This window comes from Clostridioides sp. ZZV15-6598 (assembly GCF_020657705.1).
Classification (GTDB): Bacteria; Bacillota; Clostridia; order Peptostreptococcales; family Peptostreptococcaceae; genus Clostridioides; species Clostridioides difficile_F.
The window spans coordinates 1-22,090 of the sequence record NZ_JAGWCS010000026.1; the positions used below are offsets into that span (position 1 = coordinate 1).

19 protein-coding genes are annotated in these 22,090 nt (G+C 31.4%); all 19 read left to right on the forward strand.

Features of this window, described 5'->3' with window-relative positions:
- Nucleotides 1-677 precede the first annotated feature (677 nt).
- Nucleotides 678-2,003 (forward strand): solute carrier family 23 protein, encoded by a 1,326-nt coding sequence (locus tag KGF50_RS07290; protein ID WP_227847447.1) that lies wholly within the window; start codon nucleotides 678-680, stop codon nucleotides 2,001-2,003.
- Nucleotides 2,004-2,377: 374 nt separating this feature from the next.
- A complete protein-coding gene (locus KGF50_RS07295; protein ID WP_413926803.1) occupies nucleotides 2,378-2,866 on the forward strand; it encodes a (2Fe-2S)-binding protein in 489 nt (162 codons plus the stop codon).
- Nucleotides 2,859-5,111 (forward strand): molybdopterin cofactor-binding domain-containing protein, encoded by a 2,253-nt coding sequence (locus KGF50_RS07300; protein WP_227847448.1) that lies wholly within the window; start codon nucleotides 2,859-2,861, stop codon nucleotides 5,109-5,111. Before KGF50_RS07295 ends, KGF50_RS07300 begins: the two co-directional genes overlap by 8 nt.
- Nucleotides 5,112-5,243: 132 nt before the next feature.
- On the forward strand, nucleotides 5,244-5,978 hold the full coding sequence (locus KGF50_RS07305) for an SDR family oxidoreductase (RefSeq protein ID WP_227847449.1): 735 nt from the start codon (nucleotides 5,244-5,246) through the stop codon (nucleotides 5,976-5,978).
- A gap of 27 nt (nucleotides 5,979-6,005) precedes the next feature.
- On the forward strand, nucleotides 6,006-6,965 hold the full coding sequence (gene mch, locus KGF50_RS07310; RefSeq protein WP_227847450.1) for a methenyltetrahydromethanopterin cyclohydrolase: 960 nt from the start codon (nucleotides 6,006-6,008) through the stop codon (nucleotides 6,963-6,965).
- Between the two features lie 36 nt (nucleotides 6,966-7,001).
- Nucleotides 7,002-7,982: a thiamine pyrophosphate-dependent dehydrogenase E1 component subunit alpha gene (locus KGF50_RS07315; RefSeq protein WP_227847451.1), complete on the forward strand. Its 981-nt coding sequence runs from the start codon at nucleotides 7,002-7,004 to the stop codon at nucleotides 7,980-7,982.
- The gene (locus tag KGF50_RS07320; protein ID WP_227827645.1) at nucleotides 7,982-8,959 is read left to right on the forward strand and encodes an alpha-ketoacid dehydrogenase subunit beta; all 978 of its coding nucleotides are present in this window, start codon (nucleotides 7,982-7,984) and stop codon (nucleotides 8,957-8,959) included. The genes KGF50_RS07315 and KGF50_RS07320 overlap by 1 nt, the downstream gene beginning before the upstream one ends.
- A 17-nt stretch (nucleotides 8,960-8,976) precedes the next feature.
- The gene (locus KGF50_RS07325) at nucleotides 8,977-10,242 is read left to right on the forward strand and encodes a dihydrolipoamide acetyltransferase family protein (protein WP_227847452.1); all 1,266 of its coding nucleotides are present in this window, start codon (nucleotides 8,977-8,979) and stop codon (nucleotides 10,240-10,242) included.
- 138 nt (nucleotides 10,243-10,380) lie between these two features.
- Nucleotides 10,381-11,778, forward strand: a complete 1,398-nt coding sequence (locus KGF50_RS07330; protein ID WP_227847453.1) for an amidohydrolase — start codon at nucleotides 10,381-10,383, stop codon at nucleotides 11,776-11,778.
- 28 nt (nucleotides 11,779-11,806) lie between these two features.
- Nucleotides 11,807-12,814, forward strand: coding sequence for a dihydrofolate reductase family protein (locus tag KGF50_RS07335; RefSeq protein ID WP_227847454.1), 1,008 nt, complete (start codon nucleotides 11,807-11,809; stop codon nucleotides 12,812-12,814).
- Nucleotides 12,815-12,872: 58 nt separating this feature from the next.
- Entirely contained in the window at nucleotides 12,873-14,273 is a 1,401-nt protein-coding gene (lpdA, locus tag KGF50_RS07340) for a dihydrolipoyl dehydrogenase (protein WP_227847455.1), read from the forward strand.
- A 107-nt stretch (nucleotides 14,274-14,380) separates the two neighbouring features.
- Nucleotides 14,381-14,728: a TIGR03792 family protein gene (locus tag KGF50_RS07345; RefSeq protein WP_227847456.1), complete on the forward strand. Its 348-nt coding sequence runs from the start codon at nucleotides 14,381-14,383 to the stop codon at nucleotides 14,726-14,728.
- Between the two features lie 163 nt (nucleotides 14,729-14,891).
- A complete protein-coding gene (locus KGF50_RS07350; RefSeq protein WP_227847457.1) occupies nucleotides 14,892-16,235 on the forward strand; it encodes a solute carrier family 23 protein in 1,344 nt (447 codons plus the stop codon).
- A gap of 25 nt (nucleotides 16,236-16,260) precedes the next feature.
- On the forward strand, nucleotides 16,261-16,935 hold the full coding sequence (locus tag KGF50_RS07355; RefSeq protein WP_227847458.1) for a flavodoxin family protein: 675 nt from the start codon (nucleotides 16,261-16,263) through the stop codon (nucleotides 16,933-16,935).
- Nucleotides 16,936-17,166: 231 nt separating this feature from the next.
- Nucleotides 17,167-18,456 carry a hemolysin family protein gene (locus KGF50_RS07360; RefSeq protein WP_227847459.1) on the forward strand — a complete coding sequence of 430 codons (1,290 nt, stop codon included), beginning with the start codon at nucleotides 17,167-17,169 and terminating at the stop codon, nucleotides 18,454-18,456.
- Between the two features lie 27 nt (nucleotides 18,457-18,483).
- A complete protein-coding gene (locus tag KGF50_RS07365) occupies nucleotides 18,484-19,164 on the forward strand; it encodes an HAD family hydrolase (RefSeq protein ID WP_227847460.1) in 681 nt (226 codons plus the stop codon).
- Nucleotides 19,165-19,265: 101 nt separating this feature from the next.
- Nucleotides 19,266-19,799, forward strand: coding sequence for a putative ABC transporter permease (locus tag KGF50_RS07370; protein WP_227847461.1), 534 nt, complete (start codon nucleotides 19,266-19,268; stop codon nucleotides 19,797-19,799).
- A gap of 196 nt (nucleotides 19,800-19,995) precedes the next feature.
- Entirely contained in the window at nucleotides 19,996-21,012 is a 1,017-nt protein-coding gene (locus tag KGF50_RS07375) for a Gfo/Idh/MocA family protein (protein WP_227847462.1), read from the forward strand.
- 46 nt (nucleotides 21,013-21,058) lie between these two features.
- Nucleotides 21,059-22,030 (forward strand): Gfo/Idh/MocA family protein, encoded by a 972-nt coding sequence (locus KGF50_RS07380; protein ID WP_227847463.1) that lies wholly within the window; start codon nucleotides 21,059-21,061, stop codon nucleotides 22,028-22,030.
- Nucleotides 22,031-22,090 lie beyond the last annotated feature (60 nt).

The window sequence follows — 22,090 nt, forward strand, 5'->3', positions numbered from 1 at the left end:
CTTGTATAGGAATATTGTATCTTATTTGTTTTTAAATGTAAGTAGAGTACTTATCTAAATGTAGTAACCATTTATTTGAAACTTGTCTTTGGTAAGTAATTAGCTATTTAATAAAGGTTAGCTACTATTTCTTATTCATATAAAATGAAGATAAATATAATGTATATGAATATAATATGTATCAATATATATTATATTTACCGAAATAGCATTATATGGCGAAAATAAGAGATTGTATATACTTTATAAAAATAAATATTGAAATAAAATTTGATAAAAAAATAACGTGAATTTGAAAATTAAAGTATTTTAATACTGATTTTATTCTACAAATTGATTATTATTTTTACTTTAATAATTCTAAATAAAACTAAAATTAAATTATCAGAATAATCTTGACAGTCTAAAATCGTGACTGTATAATACAATTAAAAATCGGATTAATTACCTAGCTTACAAAAAATAAAAATAATGCTAAAAGCAAACGTTTTATTTTTTTAGTAACTAATCCTCCGCCACTCCTTAAATTAGAGCTTTTCTAATTTCAAAATGTATTACTACAATTTCATAATGTAACTGTGCAATATTTATTAGGCTCTAACTTTTAAGGTTACTAATAATTTATTACATGGCTCCATACATTTGGCGGCAATGGCGGGAGCGATAAGGGGTAAGATATGGAAAATTACAAGTATGGATTTAATGACAAGCCAAAGCTTCTAACAGCGATACCACTTAGTATGCAACATGTTTTTTCTGCTTTTGCAGGTACTATGTCGGGTGCTATTTTAGTAGCTGTGGGCATGGGTCTCTCACTAAGTGAGACTGCATTTTTGATTCAATGTTCGATGTTGATTGCAGGCGTGAGCACCATACTGCAATCTATGGGAATTGGACCAGTAGGGTCACGGTTACCAATTGTTACTGGTGGAAGTTTCACTTTTGTAGCACCATTAATTGCCTTAAGTACAAATAATGATGTTGGTATTGCTGGAGCTTTTGGAGCAGTACTTGTAGGAAGTCTAGTTTTAACTTTAGTAGGACCTCTTGCAGTAAAATATTTACATAAATATTTTACACCTACGGTTACAGGAAGTGTTGTTTTGGCAGTAGGTTTATCACTTATGAGTTCTTCATTTGACTATGCAGTATCTTTTGATGCTCATGGACCTAATGTAGTTGCTAATTTTTCTTTAGCTGTATTTACATTGTTGTTGACACTTATTTTAAATCAATTTGGAAAAGGTTTTCTAAAGGTGGCCTCTATAATAATCGCAATCATAGTAGGGTATGTGGTAGCAGTAGTATTTGGTATGGTTGATTTTTCTAGTATGGCACAAGCAAATTGGTTTGCAATGCCCAAACCTATATACTGGGGATTAGAATTTAATTTAGGAGCTATTGTAACCATATGTACAATTCATATTGTGACAATCATGGAGATAATAGGGGATACTACAGGAGTTGTCAGTTCTGTTGAAAACCGTCTACCTACACAAAAAGAATTGATGAGAGCTGTTAGAGCTGATGGAGTTGGAAGTTGTTTTGCAGCTTTGTTTAATGGGCTTCCAGTTATATCAGGTAGTCCAAACATAGGAATAATTTGTATGACAGGAGTAGCAAGTAGGTACATAGTAGCACTTGGAGGAGTAATGTTAGGTATATTAGCATTTTTCCCAAAGTTTGCCCAGATATTAGCTTTAACACCAGACCCAGTTATTGGAGGGACATTAGTTATGATGTTTGGAACAATTGCATCATCAGGTATTAAGGTTATTGGAATGGGAAAGATGACAAATCGTAATATAACAATTTTAGCAGTTTCGTTGGGCATTGGTATGGGTGGTTATTTTAATCAAGCTGCATTAGCATTTTTACCAAGCATTGTAGTCACTTTAATGACTGGTATATCTGGAACAGCTCTATTATCTTTAATACTAAATATTGTATTGCCTAAGGAAAAAGAAGATGTAGTGGAAAGTAAAGTAAGTTGTAAAGCTTAGAGAATGTAATTCTAAAGGATATCCAAGAAGGAGCGCCTTGCTTCTATTTTTTTTACCAAAAATAGGATTGAACTTTGAAGGAAACCTAATAGCTTGCATTTGAGCAGAATATAATCTGAAAGGATATCCAAGAAGGAGCGCCTTGCTTCTATTTTTTTTACCCAAAAACCTTAAAAAACAAAATAATCAAAAGATATGATACTCATTTTAATAAAAGTATAATCTAAAAGGATATCCAGGAGGAGCGCCTTGCTCCTCCTTTTTTAACAGTAATTATGGATTTTACTTGTCAAATAAGTATAAATAATTTAAGTAAATTAATCAAAAATTAAATCTCATAGAAAATATCAAAAATTAAATTATATGGAGAGAAGGTGGAGATTATAGATGTTATTGAGCTTGATATAAATGGCAGATTGAGAGAGGTGAGTATAAAAAAAAGCTGGACTTTACTTTATGTTTTAAGAGAAGTATTTAACTTAACTGGAAGTAAGTGTGGATGTAGTACTGGTGATTGTGGAGCTTGTAAAATAATTTTAGATGGAGAAGCAGTTAATTCATGTTTGATTCTAGCAAAAAACGCAGTTGGAAAAAAAATATTGACAATTGAAGGGTTGTCAGATGGAATCAATATACATCCAATTCAACAAGCATTTATTGATTGTGGAGCTGTTCAATGTGGCTATTGCACTCCAGGGATGATAATGTCAGCAAAAGCATTGCTAGATAAAAATCCAAATCCTTCTGAAGAAGATGTTAGAAAATCTATAGACAACAATCTTTGTAGATGTACAGGATATGTAAAGATTGTTGAGGCTATACTTTTATCAGCGAAAAGGATGGGAGGTATAACCTGTGAGTAATGATTTTAAAGTTATTGGTGAAAGAGTACCAATAAGAGATGCCATACTTAAAGCTACTGGTCAACTTAGATATACTGCAGATATGAAGGTTCCAAATATGCTCTATGCTAAAGTTTTATTCAGTCCTGTGGCACATGCAAAAATTAAAAAAATAGACACATCAAAAGCTGAGAAATTAGAAGGTGTAAAAGCTATAGCTACATATAAAAATTCACCTCAAAAAGCTTTTAATAGTGCTATGAGATTTTATGAACATGAGTTGCCAGAGGTTGAACATATCTTTGATGATACTGTTCGCTTTGTGGGTGATAAAGTTGCAGCTGTTGCAGCTGAAGATTTACAAACTGCTGAAAAAGCATTGAAGCTTATTGAGGTTGAGTATGAAGAATTACCCTCAGTATTTAATCCAGAAGAAGCAATACAAGAGGGTGCATATCCAATCCATAAAGGTGGAAACACGCTTGCAGTAAGTGTACAACAGTGTGGAAATATTGAAGAAGCCATGAAAAAAGCTGATTATATTTTTGAAGATAAGTATACACTTCCAGCTATACATCATGGTGCAATAGAAACTCATGTGGCAATTGCAGATTATGATTACAGTGGCAAACTTACTGTTTACAGTCCTAATCAAAATACTTTTGGTTTTAGGATAATCTTATCTAAGTTATTCGAATTACCAATGAATAAAGTTAGACTAGTAAGCCCAGCTATTGGAGGAGCTTTTGGAGGAAAGCTAGAACTTACAATTGAACCAATTGTAGCATTATTAGCAAAACTATCAGGTAGACCAGTTAAACTAGAACTTAATAGAAGAGAAACTATTGCTTCAACAAGAACTAGACATGGCGCAGTTGTGTACCTAAAAACAGGTGTTATGAAGGATGGTCAAGTTATAGCACAAGATATGAAAGTTCTAACAAATACAGGAGCATATGCATCAAGTGCTTTAAATGTAATTGGAGCAATGAGCCATAAAGTATTTAAAGCGTATAAGATTGAAAATATGAGATATACAGGAATACCAGTGTATACAAACACACCAATTGCAGGAGCGATGAGAGGGTATGGTTCTCCACAAGCTTTTTTTGCTCAACAATCTCAACTAAATAAAATTGCAAAAAAACTAAATATGGATATTTTAGATTTACAGCTTAAGAACTTAGTCGAACCAGATGGAATAGACCAAAGATTTAAAAGCCCCCATGGAAATCCAAGACCAATAGATTGTATAAAAAAAGGTGCTGAAATGTTTGACTGGAAAAAACAAGTTAGACAGCAAAATGAATCAAATGGTAGGTTTTTAATTGGTGTAGGCATGGCAGTTGGTTCACATGGAAATGGATGCTTTGGGGCACACAGGGATATAACAGCTTTAATGTTGAAAATGAATGAAGATGGTTCAGCTGTATTATATACAGGTACTCATGATATGGGAAATGCATCAGTAAGTGTCCAAGTGCAAATTATATCTGAAGTGCTTGGAATAAGTCAAGAAAAAATAGAATGTATACAGGCAGATACAGATGCATCACCATGGAATTTAGGAGATTATGCAAGCAGAGGGGTTTTCGTATCTGGAAATGCAGCTTTAAAAGTTGCAAATTCAGTAAAAAAAGAGCTTTTAAAAGAAGCATCCCAACTTTTAAAAGAGGATGAAGAATATATAGAGTTTAAGGATGATAGAGTCTATTCTATCAGAAATAACAACAAACAAGCCACGTTATGTGATGTCATGATACATGCACAAAGGGTAAGTTTAAGAGAGATTATAGGCGCTGAAACTTTTGCATCTCAAACTGGAGCAAGCTCATATGGTGTACATTTTGCTAAAGTTGAGGTCGATACTAAACTGGCAAGTGTAAGAGTTTTAGAATATGTTGCAGTCCATGATGTGGGTAAAGCTTTAAACCCGATGTCTGTAGAAGGTCAGATTGAAGGAGCAATTCAAATGGGAATAGGATATGCGTTGACTGAAGCACTTGAGTTTGATAGTAGAGGAAAGATAAAAGCTAATTCATTTCGCTCATATCATATGATAAAGGCTAGTGAAATGCCCCAAATAAAAGTAGGACTAATAGAATGTGGAGAACCTGGAGGTCCATTTGGAGCTAAGAGTATAGGTGAATGTTCTGTTGTACCATCAGCACCAGCAGTAGCAAACGCAGTAGCAAATGCGTTAAACTGTGATTTTCATAGTTTGCCATTAAAGAAAAATATTCTGGTGGAAAATATAAATAATTAATACTGTTTTTATCAGATAGAAACCAGTTATACAAGGTAAAAAAATATTTATTTAAGATATTTTAGATAAAAAATGTAAGGTTTTTTCTAAATTTAAGTTTAAATTATATGAATGTAGAGGGTGGGATGGATTGTGAACTTAAGATTCAAAGAAAAAGTGGTTGTGATAACAGGAGCAGGGCAAGGATTAGGAGCAGGATTTGCTTTAGATTTTGGTATAGAAGGAGCAATAGTAGTATTAATTGGTAGAACTAAAAGCAAATTAGATAATATTGCAGAAAAAATCATTAAATCTGGTGGTAAAGCCTTTGTTTCAGTTTGTGATGTAAGTAAACCTGAAGAAGTAGAAGTTTGCTTTAGCGAAGTAATAGATAAATTTGGGAGTGTAGATGTATTGATTAATAATGTTGCTCTCCATAAATCAGCTCCAGTAGTTGATACTACAATTGAAGATTGGGATGCTCAGATAAAAACTAATTTAAGTGGAACTTTTTATTGTACTAAGGCTGTTCTTAGAACCATGATTGATAAAAAGTATGGAAAAATAATAAATATTAGCTCTACAGCAGCAAAACACTTTTTTCCAGGTTTTGGGGCATATGCTGCTTCTAAAGGTGGGATGGTAAGTTTTACTCAAACTTTATCTGAAGAAGTAAAAGAGTATGGAATCAATGTAAATGCAATATATTTAGGCATGACTAACACAGAATATACAAGAAAAAGATTTGACTATGATGATGCAGTTACAATATCACTTGAGGAAATGTTGCAAGTGGAAGAAGTATCAAAAGTTGTAACTTTCTTAGCATCTGATGAAGCAAGTCCAATAATGGGAGCTGCAATTGATGTATGTGGTAAGAAGGCATAAATAAAATATATATTGAGAGGTATAAAGATGATAAGTTTAAATAAGAAAGCTATGGTGGTAGTAAGAGAGATACTGGAAGATGCAGAAGCATTGGGATGTGAAGTTATTAAGATGGATTGTGGAGCAACTATAATTGATATGGGATTAAATTGTAGTGGAAGCTGGAAAGCAGGTGTTTTATTTACTAGAGCTTCTATAGGCGACCTAGGAACAGTATCATTAGGAGATTTTAAATTAAATGATGAATATTCTTTCTCAGCAGTTGAAGTATTTATAGATAAACCATTGATTGCATGTATGGGTTCACAGATTGCTGGATGGAAACTTGGAGAAGGTGAATTTGCAACTATTGGGTCAGGGCCAGCAAGAGCTTTAGCAAGAGTTGAATCAGACTGGTATTTTGAAATGACGCCATATAAAGATAGTTATCATGAGGCAGTTTTATGTGTCCAAGATATAAAATATCCCAATAATGAAACAGTCTTAGAGGTTGCAAATGCTTGTAAAGTAAAACCAGAAGATACTTATATATTAATTTCACCAAGCACATGTATTGTAGCATCAATGCAAGTATCAGCAAGAATCATTGAGCAAGTATGCCATAAGATGTTTGAAAAAAACTTTGATGCAAGTCAAATTGTACTTGCGAGAGGGAAAGCACCAATAGCACCTGTAGTAAAAGATGAACTTAAGACTATGGGAAGAATAAATGATGCATTGATTTATGGTAGTGAAACTGAGTTTTGGGTAGATTCGACTGATACTGCTATTGCAAAAACTATACACCAGTTGGCAGGGAAAACTTCATCTCCAAATTATGGGGAATTGTTTGAAGATGTATTTGAGAAGGCAGGAAGAGACTTTTTCTATGTAGACCATGATGTACACTCAATAGGCAAAATACAGATACATAATATAAATACTGGGAAATCATTTTCGGCAGGAGAAATAAATTATTCAGTACTCGAAAAAAGTTTCTTAAAATAAACAACTTAAAAATTTATTGATTCAGGGGGAAATAAGATGGCATTAGGTAAGTTAAGATTAGAAAAATTATACCGTGACATGGTTATGATTCGCAGATTTGAAGAAGTAATAGAAATATATGCTGCCAATGGAACAATACCAGGATTTGTTCATTTAAGTATAGGGCAAGAAGCTTGTCAAGCAGGTATAGTTGATGCACTTAGAAAAACAGATTATAAGTTTCCAGACCATAGAGGTCATGGAACTATAGCACTTTGTGGTACTGACCCAAAACTTGTAATGGCAGAAATCTTTGCTAAGGCTACAGGAATAAATGGTGGCAGAGGCGGTTCAATGCATATAAATGATATTGAATGTAGGAATATGGGGTTTAATGGAATACAAGGTTCAACTATGGTAACTTGTCTTGGTACAGCTTTTGCATCTGTGTATAAAGAAACTGATGATGTTACAGCAGTCTTTCTAGGAGATGGAACTTTAGGAGAAGGAGCTTGCCACGAAAGTCTTAATATGGCAGCAACATGGAAGCTTCCTATAATATATTGCCTGCTTAATAATCAATATGCTATATCTACACACTATACAGATTCACATCCTCAAAAAGAGTTAAAAACTTGGGGTGAGGGATATGAGATTCCAAGTTATAGGGTAGATGGAAATGATGTAGAAGCAGTAATTGAGATAGTGGAAATAGCAGCAGATAGGGCAAGAAAAGGCGAAGGACCAACTTTAATAGAGTTTCTAACTTATCGTTGGCAAGGTCATTTTGCAGGAGACCCAGCAGCATATAGACCTGAAGAAGAAGTTAAGTATTGGAAAGATAGAGACCCAATAAAGTTAACTAGAAAGATACTTATTGAAAGAGAAGGTATGTCAGATGAAACACTTAAGCAAATAGAGGAGGAAATAGAGGATGATGTTCAAGAAATGCTGAGATTCTCATTGGAGAGTCCATCACCAGATATTAAAGATGCAGTTACACACACATATGTTGATAGAGAGGTGGAAATAAGATAATGGGAAGAAAACTTTCATATGGAATGGCAATAAATGAAGCACTTCATCAAGCTATGGAAAATGATGATAGAGTTTTTATACTAGGTGAAGATGTTGCTAAAATGGGTGGAGATTTTGGGATTACTAAAGGAATAATGGCTAAATGGCCAAATCGAATAAAGGATACAGCGTTATCAGAATCAGCTATATTAGGATTATCAAATGGTGCAGCACTTTGCGGACTAAGACCAGTTCCAGAAATAATGTTTGCAGATTTTTTGGGAGTTTGTTTTGACCAACTTGTAAATAATGCAGCAAAATTAAATTTTATGTTCCAAGGAAAAGCACATTGTCCAATTACTGTTCGTGCTGTACAGGGAGGTGGTATACGCTGTGCATATCATCATTCAGTTTGTGCAGAGTCATGGTTTATGAACACTCCTGGACTTGTAGTAGTTTCACCAACAACACCTTATGAAGCTAAAGGGATGTTGCTTTCAGCTATAAAAAACGATAATCCTGTATTATTTTTAGAACATAAAATGCTATACAATGTCAAAGGAGAAGTACCAGTTGAGCCATATGAGATTCCTCTATATGAAGCTGAGATTGAAAAAACTGGAAGTGACATTACTATAGTAGCTACTCAAATGATGCTAGGATTAGCACATAAAGCAGCAAGTCAACTTGAAAAAGAAGGGATTGATGTAGAGATAATCGACCTTAGAACTGTATTTCCTTATGATAAAAAAACTATAGTAGAGTCAGTCGCTAAAACTAGCCGATTGGTTATTGCTCAAGAAGGTCCAAGAGTTGGAGGATGGGCAGCTGAAATATCTGCAATGATAAATGAAGATGTATTTGAGTATCTAAGTGCACCAATAAAAAGAGTTACATCAATTGATGCTCCAGTAGCATATGCACCAGTTTTAGAGGATTTTGTTTTACCAAAATTAGAAAATCTAATTAAGGCTTGTAAGGAAGTTATGCAATATTAGTCAGGGGAGGAGAAATAATGATTACAGAGGTTAAGATGCCGAAGTTTGGTCTTTCTATGGAGGAAGGAACAGTTGGCACATGGTTGATTGAAGAAGGAAGCGTAGTAAATAAGGGTGATGAAATTTTAGAAGTTGAAACTGACAAGATTACTAATACTGTTGAAGCGCCAGAAAGTGGAGTATTGAGAAAAATATTTTTTGAAGAGGGCGATATTGCTAATTGTGGAGAGTTAATTTGTATAATTGCAGAAGCTAATGAAGATATTAGTGGATTTGATTTGATAGATAAAACTGATAGTAAAAAAGAGGCAGATATTTTAAATTTAGAAAATACAACTAAGAAAAAAAGTTTAGATATAGAGAAAAAAATAACTCCTAGAGCTAAAAAAATAGCTGAAGAAAAAGGAATTAACTATTCAAATATAGAGGGTACAGGAATACATGGTGCAATAACAATTGATGATTTGAAAAATTTCATGAACAATAATCCAGTAGAAGAAGTTATGGAAGTCAATCAAAATAAAGTAGTAGAAAAAGAAGTACGGCAAGAAGCTACCCCTATTTCTCAAGTTAATAACATTAAGGTGAATATAGGGGAAAATGATTTGGTAACTAAGATGACACCAATGCAAAATGTAATAGCAAGAAAAATGCATGAGAGTTTATTGACAACAGCTCAAACTACAATTGCCACTGAATTAGAAGTTACTAACTTATCAAAAGTATATAAAGGATTGAAAGAAAAGTATAAAAAAGTAGGCGTTAAATTAAGCTATACAGCTCTTATAATAAAGGCTGTGGCTGAAGCACTTGAAAATCATCCTAAACTTAGAACACAAATAGTTGATGAAAATCATTTTAAAGTAAGTAACGAAATTAATGTAGGTGTAGCTGTAGACATTCCAAGTGGATTGGTAGTACCTGTAATAAAAAATGCAAATCTAAAAGATTTAAAAACAATATGTATTGAACTAAGTGATTTAAGTGAGAGAGCTAAAAATAACAAATTAAATTCTGATGAAATGAATAATGGAACTATAACTATAACTAATTTAGGGATGTTTGGAATAACATACTTTACTCCAGTATTAAATACACCAGAAAGTGCAATTTTAGGGATTGGAAGTATAATAGAAAAGGTTCTTGTAAAAGATGGAGCATTTTATGCTGGTTCAATAATGAACATGAGTTTAACTCATGACCATAGAGTAGTAGATGGAGCTCCTGGAGCACGTTTTCTTCAAGAAGTTACACAAAGTCTTTTAGACTTCAGATGGATGTAATCCAGCTAAATGTAAAATAATTTTATAGTGAAACAGTAATCTGACAGATAGTTTGTTATGCGTTTCTCGAAAGATTTTTTCTCTCCAAACTATCTGTCAAAATTAAGATATGGCAGAAAATTATATGGAGGTTACTGCATGAGAAAAGTAGATTTGATAATTAAAAACGCTTATCTAATTTCAATGAATAATGAGAGGGAAATACTAAATGATGCTTGTATAATAATTGAAAAGAACAAGATAATTGATATAGGAAAGGCGAATTTACTAGAAAAATATATCTCTGAAAAAATTATAGATGCTAGGGGAAAATTTGTTTTACCTGGATTTATAAGTACTCATTCTCATCTATTTCAGACTTTGTTAAAGGGATTAGGAAGAGATAAATTGTTGTTAGACTGGCTTGATAGCTCTGTTAGAAGAGCTATACATAAAATAGATGAAGAATGTTGCTATTATGCAGCCTTAACAGGATGTATAGAAGCAATTAGAACAGGTACAACTACTATACTTGACTATATGTACTGTCATGGAAAAGAAGGTCTTGATGATAGCATAATTCAAGCATTTGAAGATTTGGGAATAAGAGGGATACTTGGTAGAGGGTTTACAGATACAAGTAAATTCCCAAAAGAATTTGGTTGTACTTATCATGATACAGAACAAAAGTTTTTTGATGATGTTAAAAGATTAGAAAAAAAATATAGAGACCACTCGAGAATAAGTTTAGCATTAGCTCCTGGGATTATATGGGATAACACAGAAGAAGGATACAAAGAAATGAGAAATATAGCCAATGAGCTTCATATTCCGATAACTATGCATTTACTTGAAACTGAGGACGATAATAAATACTGTTTAGAAGATAGAGGTATGAAGACTGTACCATATCTTGAAAAAGTGGGAATTTTAGGTCCTGACTTTATTGCAGTCCATTGCATACAAATGTCAGATGAAGACATAGAATTATTTAAAAAATATGATGTTAAAATATCTCATAATCCAGTATCTAATATGGTTTTAGCAGCAGGAGTAGCCCCAATTCCAAAGCTTATTGAAAATGGATTGACTATAAGTTTAGCTTGTGATGGTTCAGCGAGTAATGATACTCAAAATATGCTAGAAGTAATGAAAATGACTACATTATTACAAAAAGTTACTCATAGAGATGCAAAGCTTTTACCTTCATCAAGTGTGTTGGAAATGGCAACACTTGGAGGAGCAAAATCCATAAATAAATTAGATTGCTTAGGGTCAATAGAGATAGGAAAAAATGCTGATATTATAATTTATAATCCGTATAAAAGTGCAATTTCTGTACCAGTTCACGACCCAATTAGTTCATTAATATATTCATCTACTCCAAATAATATAGAAACTTCTATTATAGATGGAAAAGTAGTTATGGATAAGAATCAGATAGTTAATATAGATGAAGAAAAAGTAATATATAAAACTCAAAAAATATCAAGCAAGTTAATAGAGGATGTTGGTCTAGGAAATATGCAATGGGGAAAAAGAATTCATGGATTGTAAAGAATAATTGGGAGAGGGTGGTCAAAGTATGAATAAGCTTGAGTTTTTCAACATACCAAAAAATAATCTAAAAATAAATGTATTAAATAGAAATGAAAAGATATTAGATACTATAAAAGAAGAATCTAATGAAAATGTCTGTATACCGGATGCTTTAGAGTATTATACAGAATTGTTTTTTCCAAAATCAAAAGATAAAAGACCATATATATTTTCATCTATGGTGCTTTCATCTGATGGAAAAATGGCATATGAAGACAATAAAGCAGGGCCTTTAATTGGAAAGAATAATTTTGTTGATCCAGATGGAGCTTTGGCAGATTTTTGGGTTTTAAATGTTCTAAGAGCATATTCAGATGCTGTTATTATAGGGGCTAGAACGTTGCAAAGTGAACCTGGCATAACATGTCATGTATTTGATGAAAATTTGACACAGCAAAGAAAAGACTATTTAAATAAAAAATATCAGCCATGTGGAGTAGTAGTTTCTTTTGATGCTACAGATATTCCGTTTGACCATTATACATTTAATGTTGATAAGAATCAGGAATATAAAATGGTTATAGCTACATCTCCAAATGGTTGGGATTATATAAAAGAAAATTCTCCTTTAAAACACATATGTATAGGAAGCTTTAATTCAATTAAGGATGTTGATGATTGTAAATTTGAAGAATTGTATAAAGATTTTGATGTTTGTCCTGTAATTGTAACTGGTAAAGATAGTACTCCAGACTCTAAAATATTACTTTATGTACTTAAAAGTCTAGGGATAGAAAAAATGTGTATCGAATCTCCTTCATATTGTACTCATCTAATTGAAAATGAATTATTAGACGAATATTTTATGAATTATTCTATGGTATTTGTTGGTGGAAAAATGACTCCAGGTTGTACAACAGCTTATAGCTATTTAGAACATCCCCATTCGGAATTATTGACAGTGGGAATGCACAGAAATAATTTTATTTTTACACGTCAACAAATTTGCTATGGTATTAAAAATCAAGTAGATTTAACAAGCTATAAATATTGATACTAAAATTTTAATTATAGATATTAATATCTATAACTTAAAAGGAGGAAAAGTAAATATGAACACTGATTTAATCGTAATTGGTGGCGGTCCAGGGGGGTATGTTGCATCGATTCGAGGAGCTCAACTGGGGTTAAAAGTTGTAATCGTAGAAAAAAATGAATTTGGGGGTACTTGCCTAAATACAGGTTGTATTCCTACAAAGACACTGTTTAAAGATGCACAAGTTCTAAATTATTTTAATCATGCTGAAGAATATGGAATAAAAGTAGATGAATATAAATTAGACTTGGAAAAAGTGCAGAAAAGAAAGAAACATATAATTAAGACCTTAACTGGTGGTGTAAAAGGATTATTAAAAGCAAATAAAGTGACTGTAGAAAAGGGAAAAGCAAAGTTAATAAGTAAGGATTCTGTAGAGATAAAATTAGATGATGGTTCAAAGAAGATAATTAAAGGAAAAAATATTTTAATTGCATCTGGTTCAAAATCCTCTAAGCCTCCTGTTAAAGGAATTGATTTAGAGGGAGTAATAACAAGCAAAGAAGCTTTAGAAATTACTAATTTGCCTCAGAAAGTAGTAATAATTGGAGGAGGTGTTATAGGAATTGAGTTTGCAGGAATTTTAAATGAATTTGGTTCAGATGTAACTGTAGTTGAGTTCTTGGATAATGTAATTCCTATGGTTGATAATGAGGTATCTAATAGGTTAATTAAACTACTTAATAAAAGGGGGATTAAAATACTACTTTCATCAAAAGTAGAAGAAATATCTAAAAGTAATAAAGAACTAGTAGTAGATATAAATAAGAATGGAGAAAAAACAAAGATTGCTTGTAATAATGTACTTGTATCTACAGGAAGAGAGTTAGATGTAGAAGGACTAAATCTAGATAATTTAGGTATCAAATATGATAAAAAGGGAATAAAAGTTGATGAAAATTACTGTACATCTGTACCAGGTATTTATGCAATTGGAGATGTAATTGGAGGAATAATGCTTGCACATGTTGCATCTGAAGAAGGAAAAGTAGCTGTTGAACGAATTGTAGGGGAAAAAACAAGTGTAGATTATGATTTAGTACCAAACTCCATTTTTACTTTTCCAGAGGTATCTACAGTTGGATTGTCTGAAGAAGAAGCCAAAAATAAAAACTTAGACTATGTCGTTAGCAAATTTCAGTTTTCTGGTAATGGAAAGGCTCTTACAATGAATGATTCAGATGGTATGGTTAAGGTAATTGCTTCAAAAGATAAGACTACAATATATGGTGTTCATATCATAGGGCCTAATGCTAGTGATTTAATTCATGAAGCTGTAATTGCAATGAAAGCAATGTTGACAGTTGAAGAAGTTGCAAGCACTATGCATGGACATCCAACTTTACCAGAAGCTTTTGCAGAAGCAACTATGGGAATAGTAGGTAAAGCAATACACATACCTCCTATTAGAAAATAAATTTATAAAAAGTAAATATAAAATAAAGAGTAATTATATGTAAAAGTATTATGTTGAAAGCATTTAAATAAAAAATTAGTCAAATATTAAAGAGGGAAGTATATAATATGAAATTAAAATCATTTGAAAGACCTTTATTTATTGAAGAACTGACTTTTAGGATAAATACTGACTTAATAGAAAAGTACTTACAATTAGATTATGAAATCTGGGTTAAAGGTCTAGAATTATTAGAAGGATTTGCTGGTTCTGAGATATGGATTAGTGAAAGCAATCCAGGGGAGATAACATCAATAATATACTGGACAGACTACAAGTACTATAAAAATATTGATAAAGATTGGCTAAGTGATAGAAAGAAAAAAATGTCTGAGTTAATGGGTGAGGGAAATGTAGAGTTTGTAAGAGCAGAGCATGATGTAAATAAAAAGTATAAACTTAGAGAATATAAATAACAAGATTAAGTGCACTAAACAACTATACATAAATAATACTTTAGTTAAAATAAATATCATTTAAGTTAAGAATTAACTAGATTAAGATGTGTATAGCTCAAAATTAATTGTTAATAAATTCATGGTCGTAAAGAAAAATAAAATTTATGGGAGGATTTATTTTATGAAAGAGCACGATACATCAAAATTTCATCTAGAGGGAAAACCGCCTTTAAAGGAAGCTTTACCTTTAGGATTACAGCATTTTGTTTCAATGATAGCTGGTAATATGGTTCCAGCTATGCTTATATCGAATATAGTAGGGCTTGATAAACAGATGTCAACTATGCTTATGCAAGGAGCTATGTTGGTCGCTGGAATAGCAACCTTACTACAATTGTACTCAATACCACTATTTAAAGGGCATAGGCTGGGTTCAAAGCTTCCTGTAATAATGGGAACAAATTATGTGTTTTTAGGAGCGTGTCTTTCAGTAGCTGGCAAATACGGGCTTAAAGCTCTTTTCGGAGCTCAAATTGGAGGGGCAATAGTAGTGTTTTTTATAGCCTTTGGAATTAAGAAGATAAGACATTTATTTACTCCAATTATAGCAGGTACAATGATTGCTTGTATGGGGATTAGTCTATTTCCAACTGCTGTAAAAAATTTAGCTGGTGGAGAAGGTTCAGCTACATTTGGAGAACCTATAAATTTTGCAATAGGGCTTATAGTTGTTGTAGCTATAATTTTGCTTATGAAATTTGGCAAGGGTTTGGTCCAAGATGCTGCAATTTTAATAGGTATAATATTTGGTTATTTAGTGTCACTTGCATTTGGATTAGTTGATTTTTCTGCAATTCAAGGGACACCAATATTTTCTTTCCCAAAGCCATTGGCATTTGGTCTAGAGTTTAGACTTGATTTAATATTAATGTTTGCCATTTTATTTATGGTAGCTATAGCAGATATGATGGGAGCAGCAACAATTGCTACAATGGGAGCTATGAACAGAGAGGTTACAGATAAAGAGTTAGAATCTGCTACAATGGGAAATGCATTGACATCTATAATTGCATCTGTATTTAGTTCAATACCAACAGGTGTATTTGGTCAAAATGCTGCAATCGTAGCTATAAATAAAGTTACTAGTAGATTTGTATTATCGATTACAGGAGTGGTATTAATTTTAGTTGGATTTTCACCATTATTGGGAGCAATAATAACGACTATACCTTCATGCATAATAGGAGGGGTCACTTTAATCGTATTTTCATCAATTGCTATGGCTGGTTATGATATGATAAGTCAATGTGGATTTACATCAGATAACAATCTTATAGCAGGAGTTTCAATTACCTTAAGTATAGGTATAACTTCAGTTCCTCAGACTTTAGAAAAGTTTCCAGAGATTATTAGAACTTTAGTTGGAAATTCTTGTATAGTATCAGTATTTATTGTAGCGATGATAATTAAATATATATTATCAATAAAATCGAATAAGTCTAATGATATAAAAATAAAGGCTTAAATTAAAATTTGTGGGAGGTATAGTTATGGCTAAGATACTAGGAATATGTGGAAGTCCAAGAAAAGGAGCAACTGAATATGCAATACTACAAGCTTTAGAGGAAGCTAAAGAAATACCAGGTATAGAAACTGACTTTTGGACTGTAAGAGGAAAAAACATAGGTCCATGTATACATTGTGATGCTTGTATGAGAAAAGCAGAAAAATGTACTATACAAGATGATATGGGCGAACTAGAGAAAAAATTATTAGAAGCAGATGGATTTATAATAGGTTCTCCTGTCTATGATATGGGAATAACTGCTCAACTGACTGCTGTATTAAATAGATTAAGACATATGTATTTAGTACATGGATGTAATTTGCAAAATAAAGTAGGAGCTGCTATAACTACTGGTGGGACTAGATATGGTGGACAAGAAATGGCTAGATTACCAATAATAAATTTCTTTTTAATGCATGAGGTATTGGTAACAGGAGGCCTTATTGGAGGATATACTGGTGCCAGTATTTGGAGTAAAGATGCAAAGGAACAAGGTGCAAAAGATGATGAAGTAGGTATGAATACTATAAAAAGACTTGGCAGAGGTCTAGCTGAAGCTGTCAAAATATCTAAATATGGTCTTGAAAAGTGGAATATTGAAAAAGAAGAATTAGGAATAATAAGTGAAGCTGAAAAAAGTCCTGTAAAAGACCATTAAAATTTATATTGCCCATACGTAAAATTTAATTAACCCCTCTTAATATATGAGACAACCCATCATAAATATTAAGAGGGGTAATTTTGTATTTAAAATTATTTGTAATAAAATAAGATATATTAATAAATATGATAGAATATATATTATAAATTAAATTTTATAAATATAAGGGGGGAACTTTGAGTTCTTATAAATTTCTTGTGTTAATAAGATTATAAGGGCCAATATTTTATGCGGGAGTTATTAAATGTAACACTTATAATAGTACTTGTTTTAATAAATGCATTTTTTGTAGCTTGTGAGTTCGCTATGGTAAAACTTCGTAGTTCTAGGATAGATACTATGATAGCTGAAGGTAATAATAATGCAAAAAGGTGCAAAATAATAAAAGATAATCTAAATTCCTATCTTTCTGCATGTCAACTTGGAATAACACTTTGTTCGCTTGCACTAGGGTGGATGGGAGAATCTACAGTTAAAGGGTTAATATTGCCAATAATAAGTATATTTAATCTCAGTGAAAGTGTTATATATACAATATCAATTTCTATTTCATTTTTAATTATAACAATGGTAGAAGTTGTAATAGGGGAGCTTGTACCTAAAGCCTTAGCACTTTATAATACAGAGAGAATAATGCTAAAGACATCTTTTTTGTTGATTGGATTTTATAAATTGACATACCCAATAATATACTTTTTCAATCTAAGTACTGATTTATTTCTTAAACCATTTGGGTATTCACAAGCTGATGAAGTTGATGAACCACATACAGGTGATGAAATAAGATTATTAGTGGAAGAAAGTTATAAAAGTGGGCTTATAGATGAATCAGAGCAGAGATTAGTTGACAATATTTTTGAATTTGAAGAAAAGAAAATTAGAGAGATAATGGTACCTAGAACTGATATGGTCTGTATATATGAAAGTGACTCAGAGGAAAAGATATTATCTATTTTGAGGGATGAAGGTGTTACTAGGTATCCAGTATGTAAGAAAAATAAAGATGATATATTAGGATTTGTACATATAAGAGATTTGTATAATCAAAAAATAAATAGAAATAAAATTGAACTAGGAGAAATACTTAGAGATATTATATATATATCAGAAAATTGGACTATAGATAAGGCTCTTGAGAAATTAAGAAAAGAAAAACTCCAACTTGCTATAGTAGTAGATGAATATGGTGGTACATCTGGTGTAGTAACAATTGAAGATATACTGGAAGAAATAGTTGGAGAAATTCAAGATGAATTTGATAAAGAAGAAACCCATATTAAGAAAATAGGAACAAGTTCTTACTTGGTTGATGGAACTGAATCAATCAATGATATTAATAAGTATTTTGGTCTTGATATAGAGCATGATGGATTTGATAGTATAGGAGGTTGGATATCTTATATGCTTGGTTCAAACATTAAAGTAAATCAAAGTGTAACTTTTGAAAATTACAATTTTACCATATTAGAATTGGATAAAATGAGGGTTGTAAAATTAATCATAAAAAGTGTAATATAATTATATCAAAAACATTGGAGGAATTGTATGCAAAAAGTAGAAGGAATTATTTTTGATATGGATGGAGTTTTATTTGATTCAGAGAGAATCTCTCTTGAATTTTGGATAGAGACATTTGAAAAGTATGGATATACTATGACTAAAGAAATATATACATCTGTTATGGGAAGAAATCGTAAAGGGATAATAGAAGGTCTTACTAAGATATACGATAGTTCTGTGCCAATAATAGATTTGTATGATGAGAAAACTAAAAATATGATTGAATTTATGGATAGAGAAGGAGCACCTATCAAATTAGGAGTTAATGAATTAATATCTTTTTTAAAGAAAAATGGATATAAAATGGCAGTTGCAACATCTACAAAAAGAGAAAGAGCAGTTAAAAGATTGGCGAAAGCAGACTTAAAAGAATACTTTGATGCTATAGTTTGTGGAGATGATGTTGTAAATTCTAAGCCAAATCCAGAAATATTCCTAAAAGCAGCTAAAAAAATAAATGTTAATCCAGAAAATTGCATAGTTATAGAGGATTCCCCTATGGGAGTAGAAGCTGCTTATAATGGTGGTATAAAATGTATAAACGTACCTGATTTAAAAGAGCCAGATGAACAAATTAAAGCACAATCACATAAGATACTTGAAAATTTATTGGAAGTTAGAGAGTATCTAGAAAGTTTAGATTCTAAAGAATGTTGTAACCTATAGTATGAAATATTAAATCAAAGAATTCAAATTTAATTTCTTTGATTTAGAATAAATCCATGAATATGAGAAAAAATAATTATAAACAATTAGGAGGAATATTCATGGATAGTGTAGGTTCTCTATTATATTTTTTATTTAATTTTTTCTTATATGGTTTTATAGGTTGGATAATTGAAAATTTATATAGTTATTTTACTCAAGGTCATTTTCAAGAGGATGGATTTTTAAATGGTCCATTTAAACCAATGTATGCAATTGCAATGTCTATTATAATAGAGGTCTCAAGGTTTATTGACCCAAATAATATATTTGCATTGCTTTTACTATGTTTAGTAGTGCCAACAACAGTAGAGTATATCACAGGTATAATTATGAAGGTGTATTTTAATAAGGTCTATTGGGATTATTCAGACTATAAGTACAATAATAGAGGGATAGTATGTTTAAAATTTTCTATGTATTGGACTATATTGACTTTTATTGGAGTAAGGTATCTTCAAGTGTATGTAGTTGATAATTTGTATAGTATAATAATGCCTTATTGGCCAATTATAGCAACTGTGTTGTTGATAGCACTGTTTGTTGATGAAGTTTTTACTATAAAATTCTTGAGAGGAAATAGAGATATAATATAACTTTAAAAGTATAATATAAGTTTAGATTGTAGTTAAAAGAAAGCTATGCTAAAATGGTGAAATCATTTAAAGTTAGCTTTCTTTTTTATTTGATAAAGTTAACATTCTAATAAGTTTCAAAAGTTTATATAGAGTATTATTTATTATAAGATATTACTTAATTAAAATAAATTGTAAAGATAAGGGGGATTGAATAATGAGTAAAATAAGATTTTGTATTATTGGTACAAGTAATATAGCAAAACTATTTTTAAGAGCTGCATCTAGGATTGAAGAGTTTGAACTAGTTGCTGTATATTCAAGAGATTTAGACAAAGCTAAGGAATTTGGAAAGATACATGGAGCAAGTCTGTTTTTTGACGATTTAGAGACAATGGCCAAATCAGATGATATAGATGCTATATACATAGCTTCTCCAAACGCAATGCATTCAAAACAAGCTATTACCTGTTTAAAACACAAAAAACATGTGTTGTGTGAAAAATCATTAGCATCTAACTTAGAAGAAGTAAAATTAATGATAAAGGTTGCAAGGGACAATAATGTATTGCTTATGGAAGCTATGAGAATTACATGTGTTCCAAATTTTAAAGCAGTTAAAGCAAATTTACATAAGATAGGTAAAATAAGAAGATTCTTTGGAAGCTATTGTCAGTATTCTTCAAGATATGATAAATATAAAAATGGAATTATAGAAAATGCATTTAAAAAAGAATTGTCAAATGGTTCATTGATGGATATTGGAGTGTACTGCATACACCCTATGGTAAATCTATTTGGAGTTCCAAATTGTGTGAAATCATTTTCTCATATACTTAAAACTGGAGTAGATGGAGAAGGTTTAGCTATATTCCAATATGACGATATGGATGCAGTAGTTGAGTACTCTAAAATAGCTGATTCTTACATACCATCTGAGATACAAGGAGAAAAGGGAAGTATAATAATTGAAAAACTTAATTTGTTTGAAAAGGTAGTTATTAGATATAAAGATGGAACTGAAGAAGATATATCTGTTTTAAAGGAAAAAGAAGAAGATAAACCTAGGGAAATAGAAGGAATATATCATGAACTTATTGAGTTTATAACTCTTATAAATAATAATAAAATAGAGTCTGATATAAACTCACATGAAAATTCAAAGATAGTAATGGGAATTATGGATGAGATACGAAGACAAGGAAAGATTGTCTATCCAGCTGATAGTATGTAACTCATTTAAAAATATACAATAATCTATAAGATATGAGGTGGTAAGTATGGAGAATATAAATTGGGCTATATTGGGTCCTGGAACTATTGCATCAGAATTTGCACAAGCTATGAGCGAGGTGGATTGTAAAGTGTATGCTGTTGCTTCGAGAAGTCTTGAAAGAGCAAAAATCTTTGCAAATAAGTTTGGTATAGAAAATGTGTATGGTGATTATGATAAGATGCTAGAGAATAAGAATATAGATGTAGTGTATATATCTACTCCACATTGTAACCACTATGAATATATAATGAAAAGTCTAGAAAGTGGTAAACATGTGCTGTGTGAAAAAGCTATAACAGTAAATGGAAGTCAACTAAGTGATATTATAACTTTAGCTATTGAAAAAAACTTAATAGTAGCAGAGGCAATGACTATTTATTATATGCCTTTATATAAAAAATTAAAGGAGTTAGTAGAGTCTGGAAGTTTGGGAAAAATTAAAATGATACAAGTATCCTTTGGAAGTTGTAAGGATTATGATATTAATAATAGATTTTTTAGTCAAGATTTAGCTGGTGGGGCATTGCTTGATATTGGTACATATGCACTTTCCTTTACTAGATACTTTATGTCAACACAACCAAATGAAATTTTAACAACTGTTAAGAATTTTGAAACAGGTGTCGATGAACAATCTGGAATAATTTTAAAAAATTCTAATGATGAGATGGCTGTAATATCATTGACTATGAGAGCTAAGATGCCTAAGAGAGGTATTGTTGCATGTGAATTAGGGTTTATAACTGTAGAAAATTTTCCAAGAGCATCGAAGGCTACAATAACTTATACAAATGGTGGAAGAGTTGAAACTCTAGAATATGGTGACACAGAAAAAGCTTTAAAATATGAAATTGAATATGTTAACAATTGTATATCAAATAAAATAAAAGCCAATACTTTAGAATCATCTATAGATGTCATGAATTTAATGGATGAAATAAGAAAGCAATGGGGGTTAAGATATACTTTTGAATAAATTTAATTTTAAAATAAGTTAAATTGTATACACAATTAGGTATTAAAATGTCAGATTATA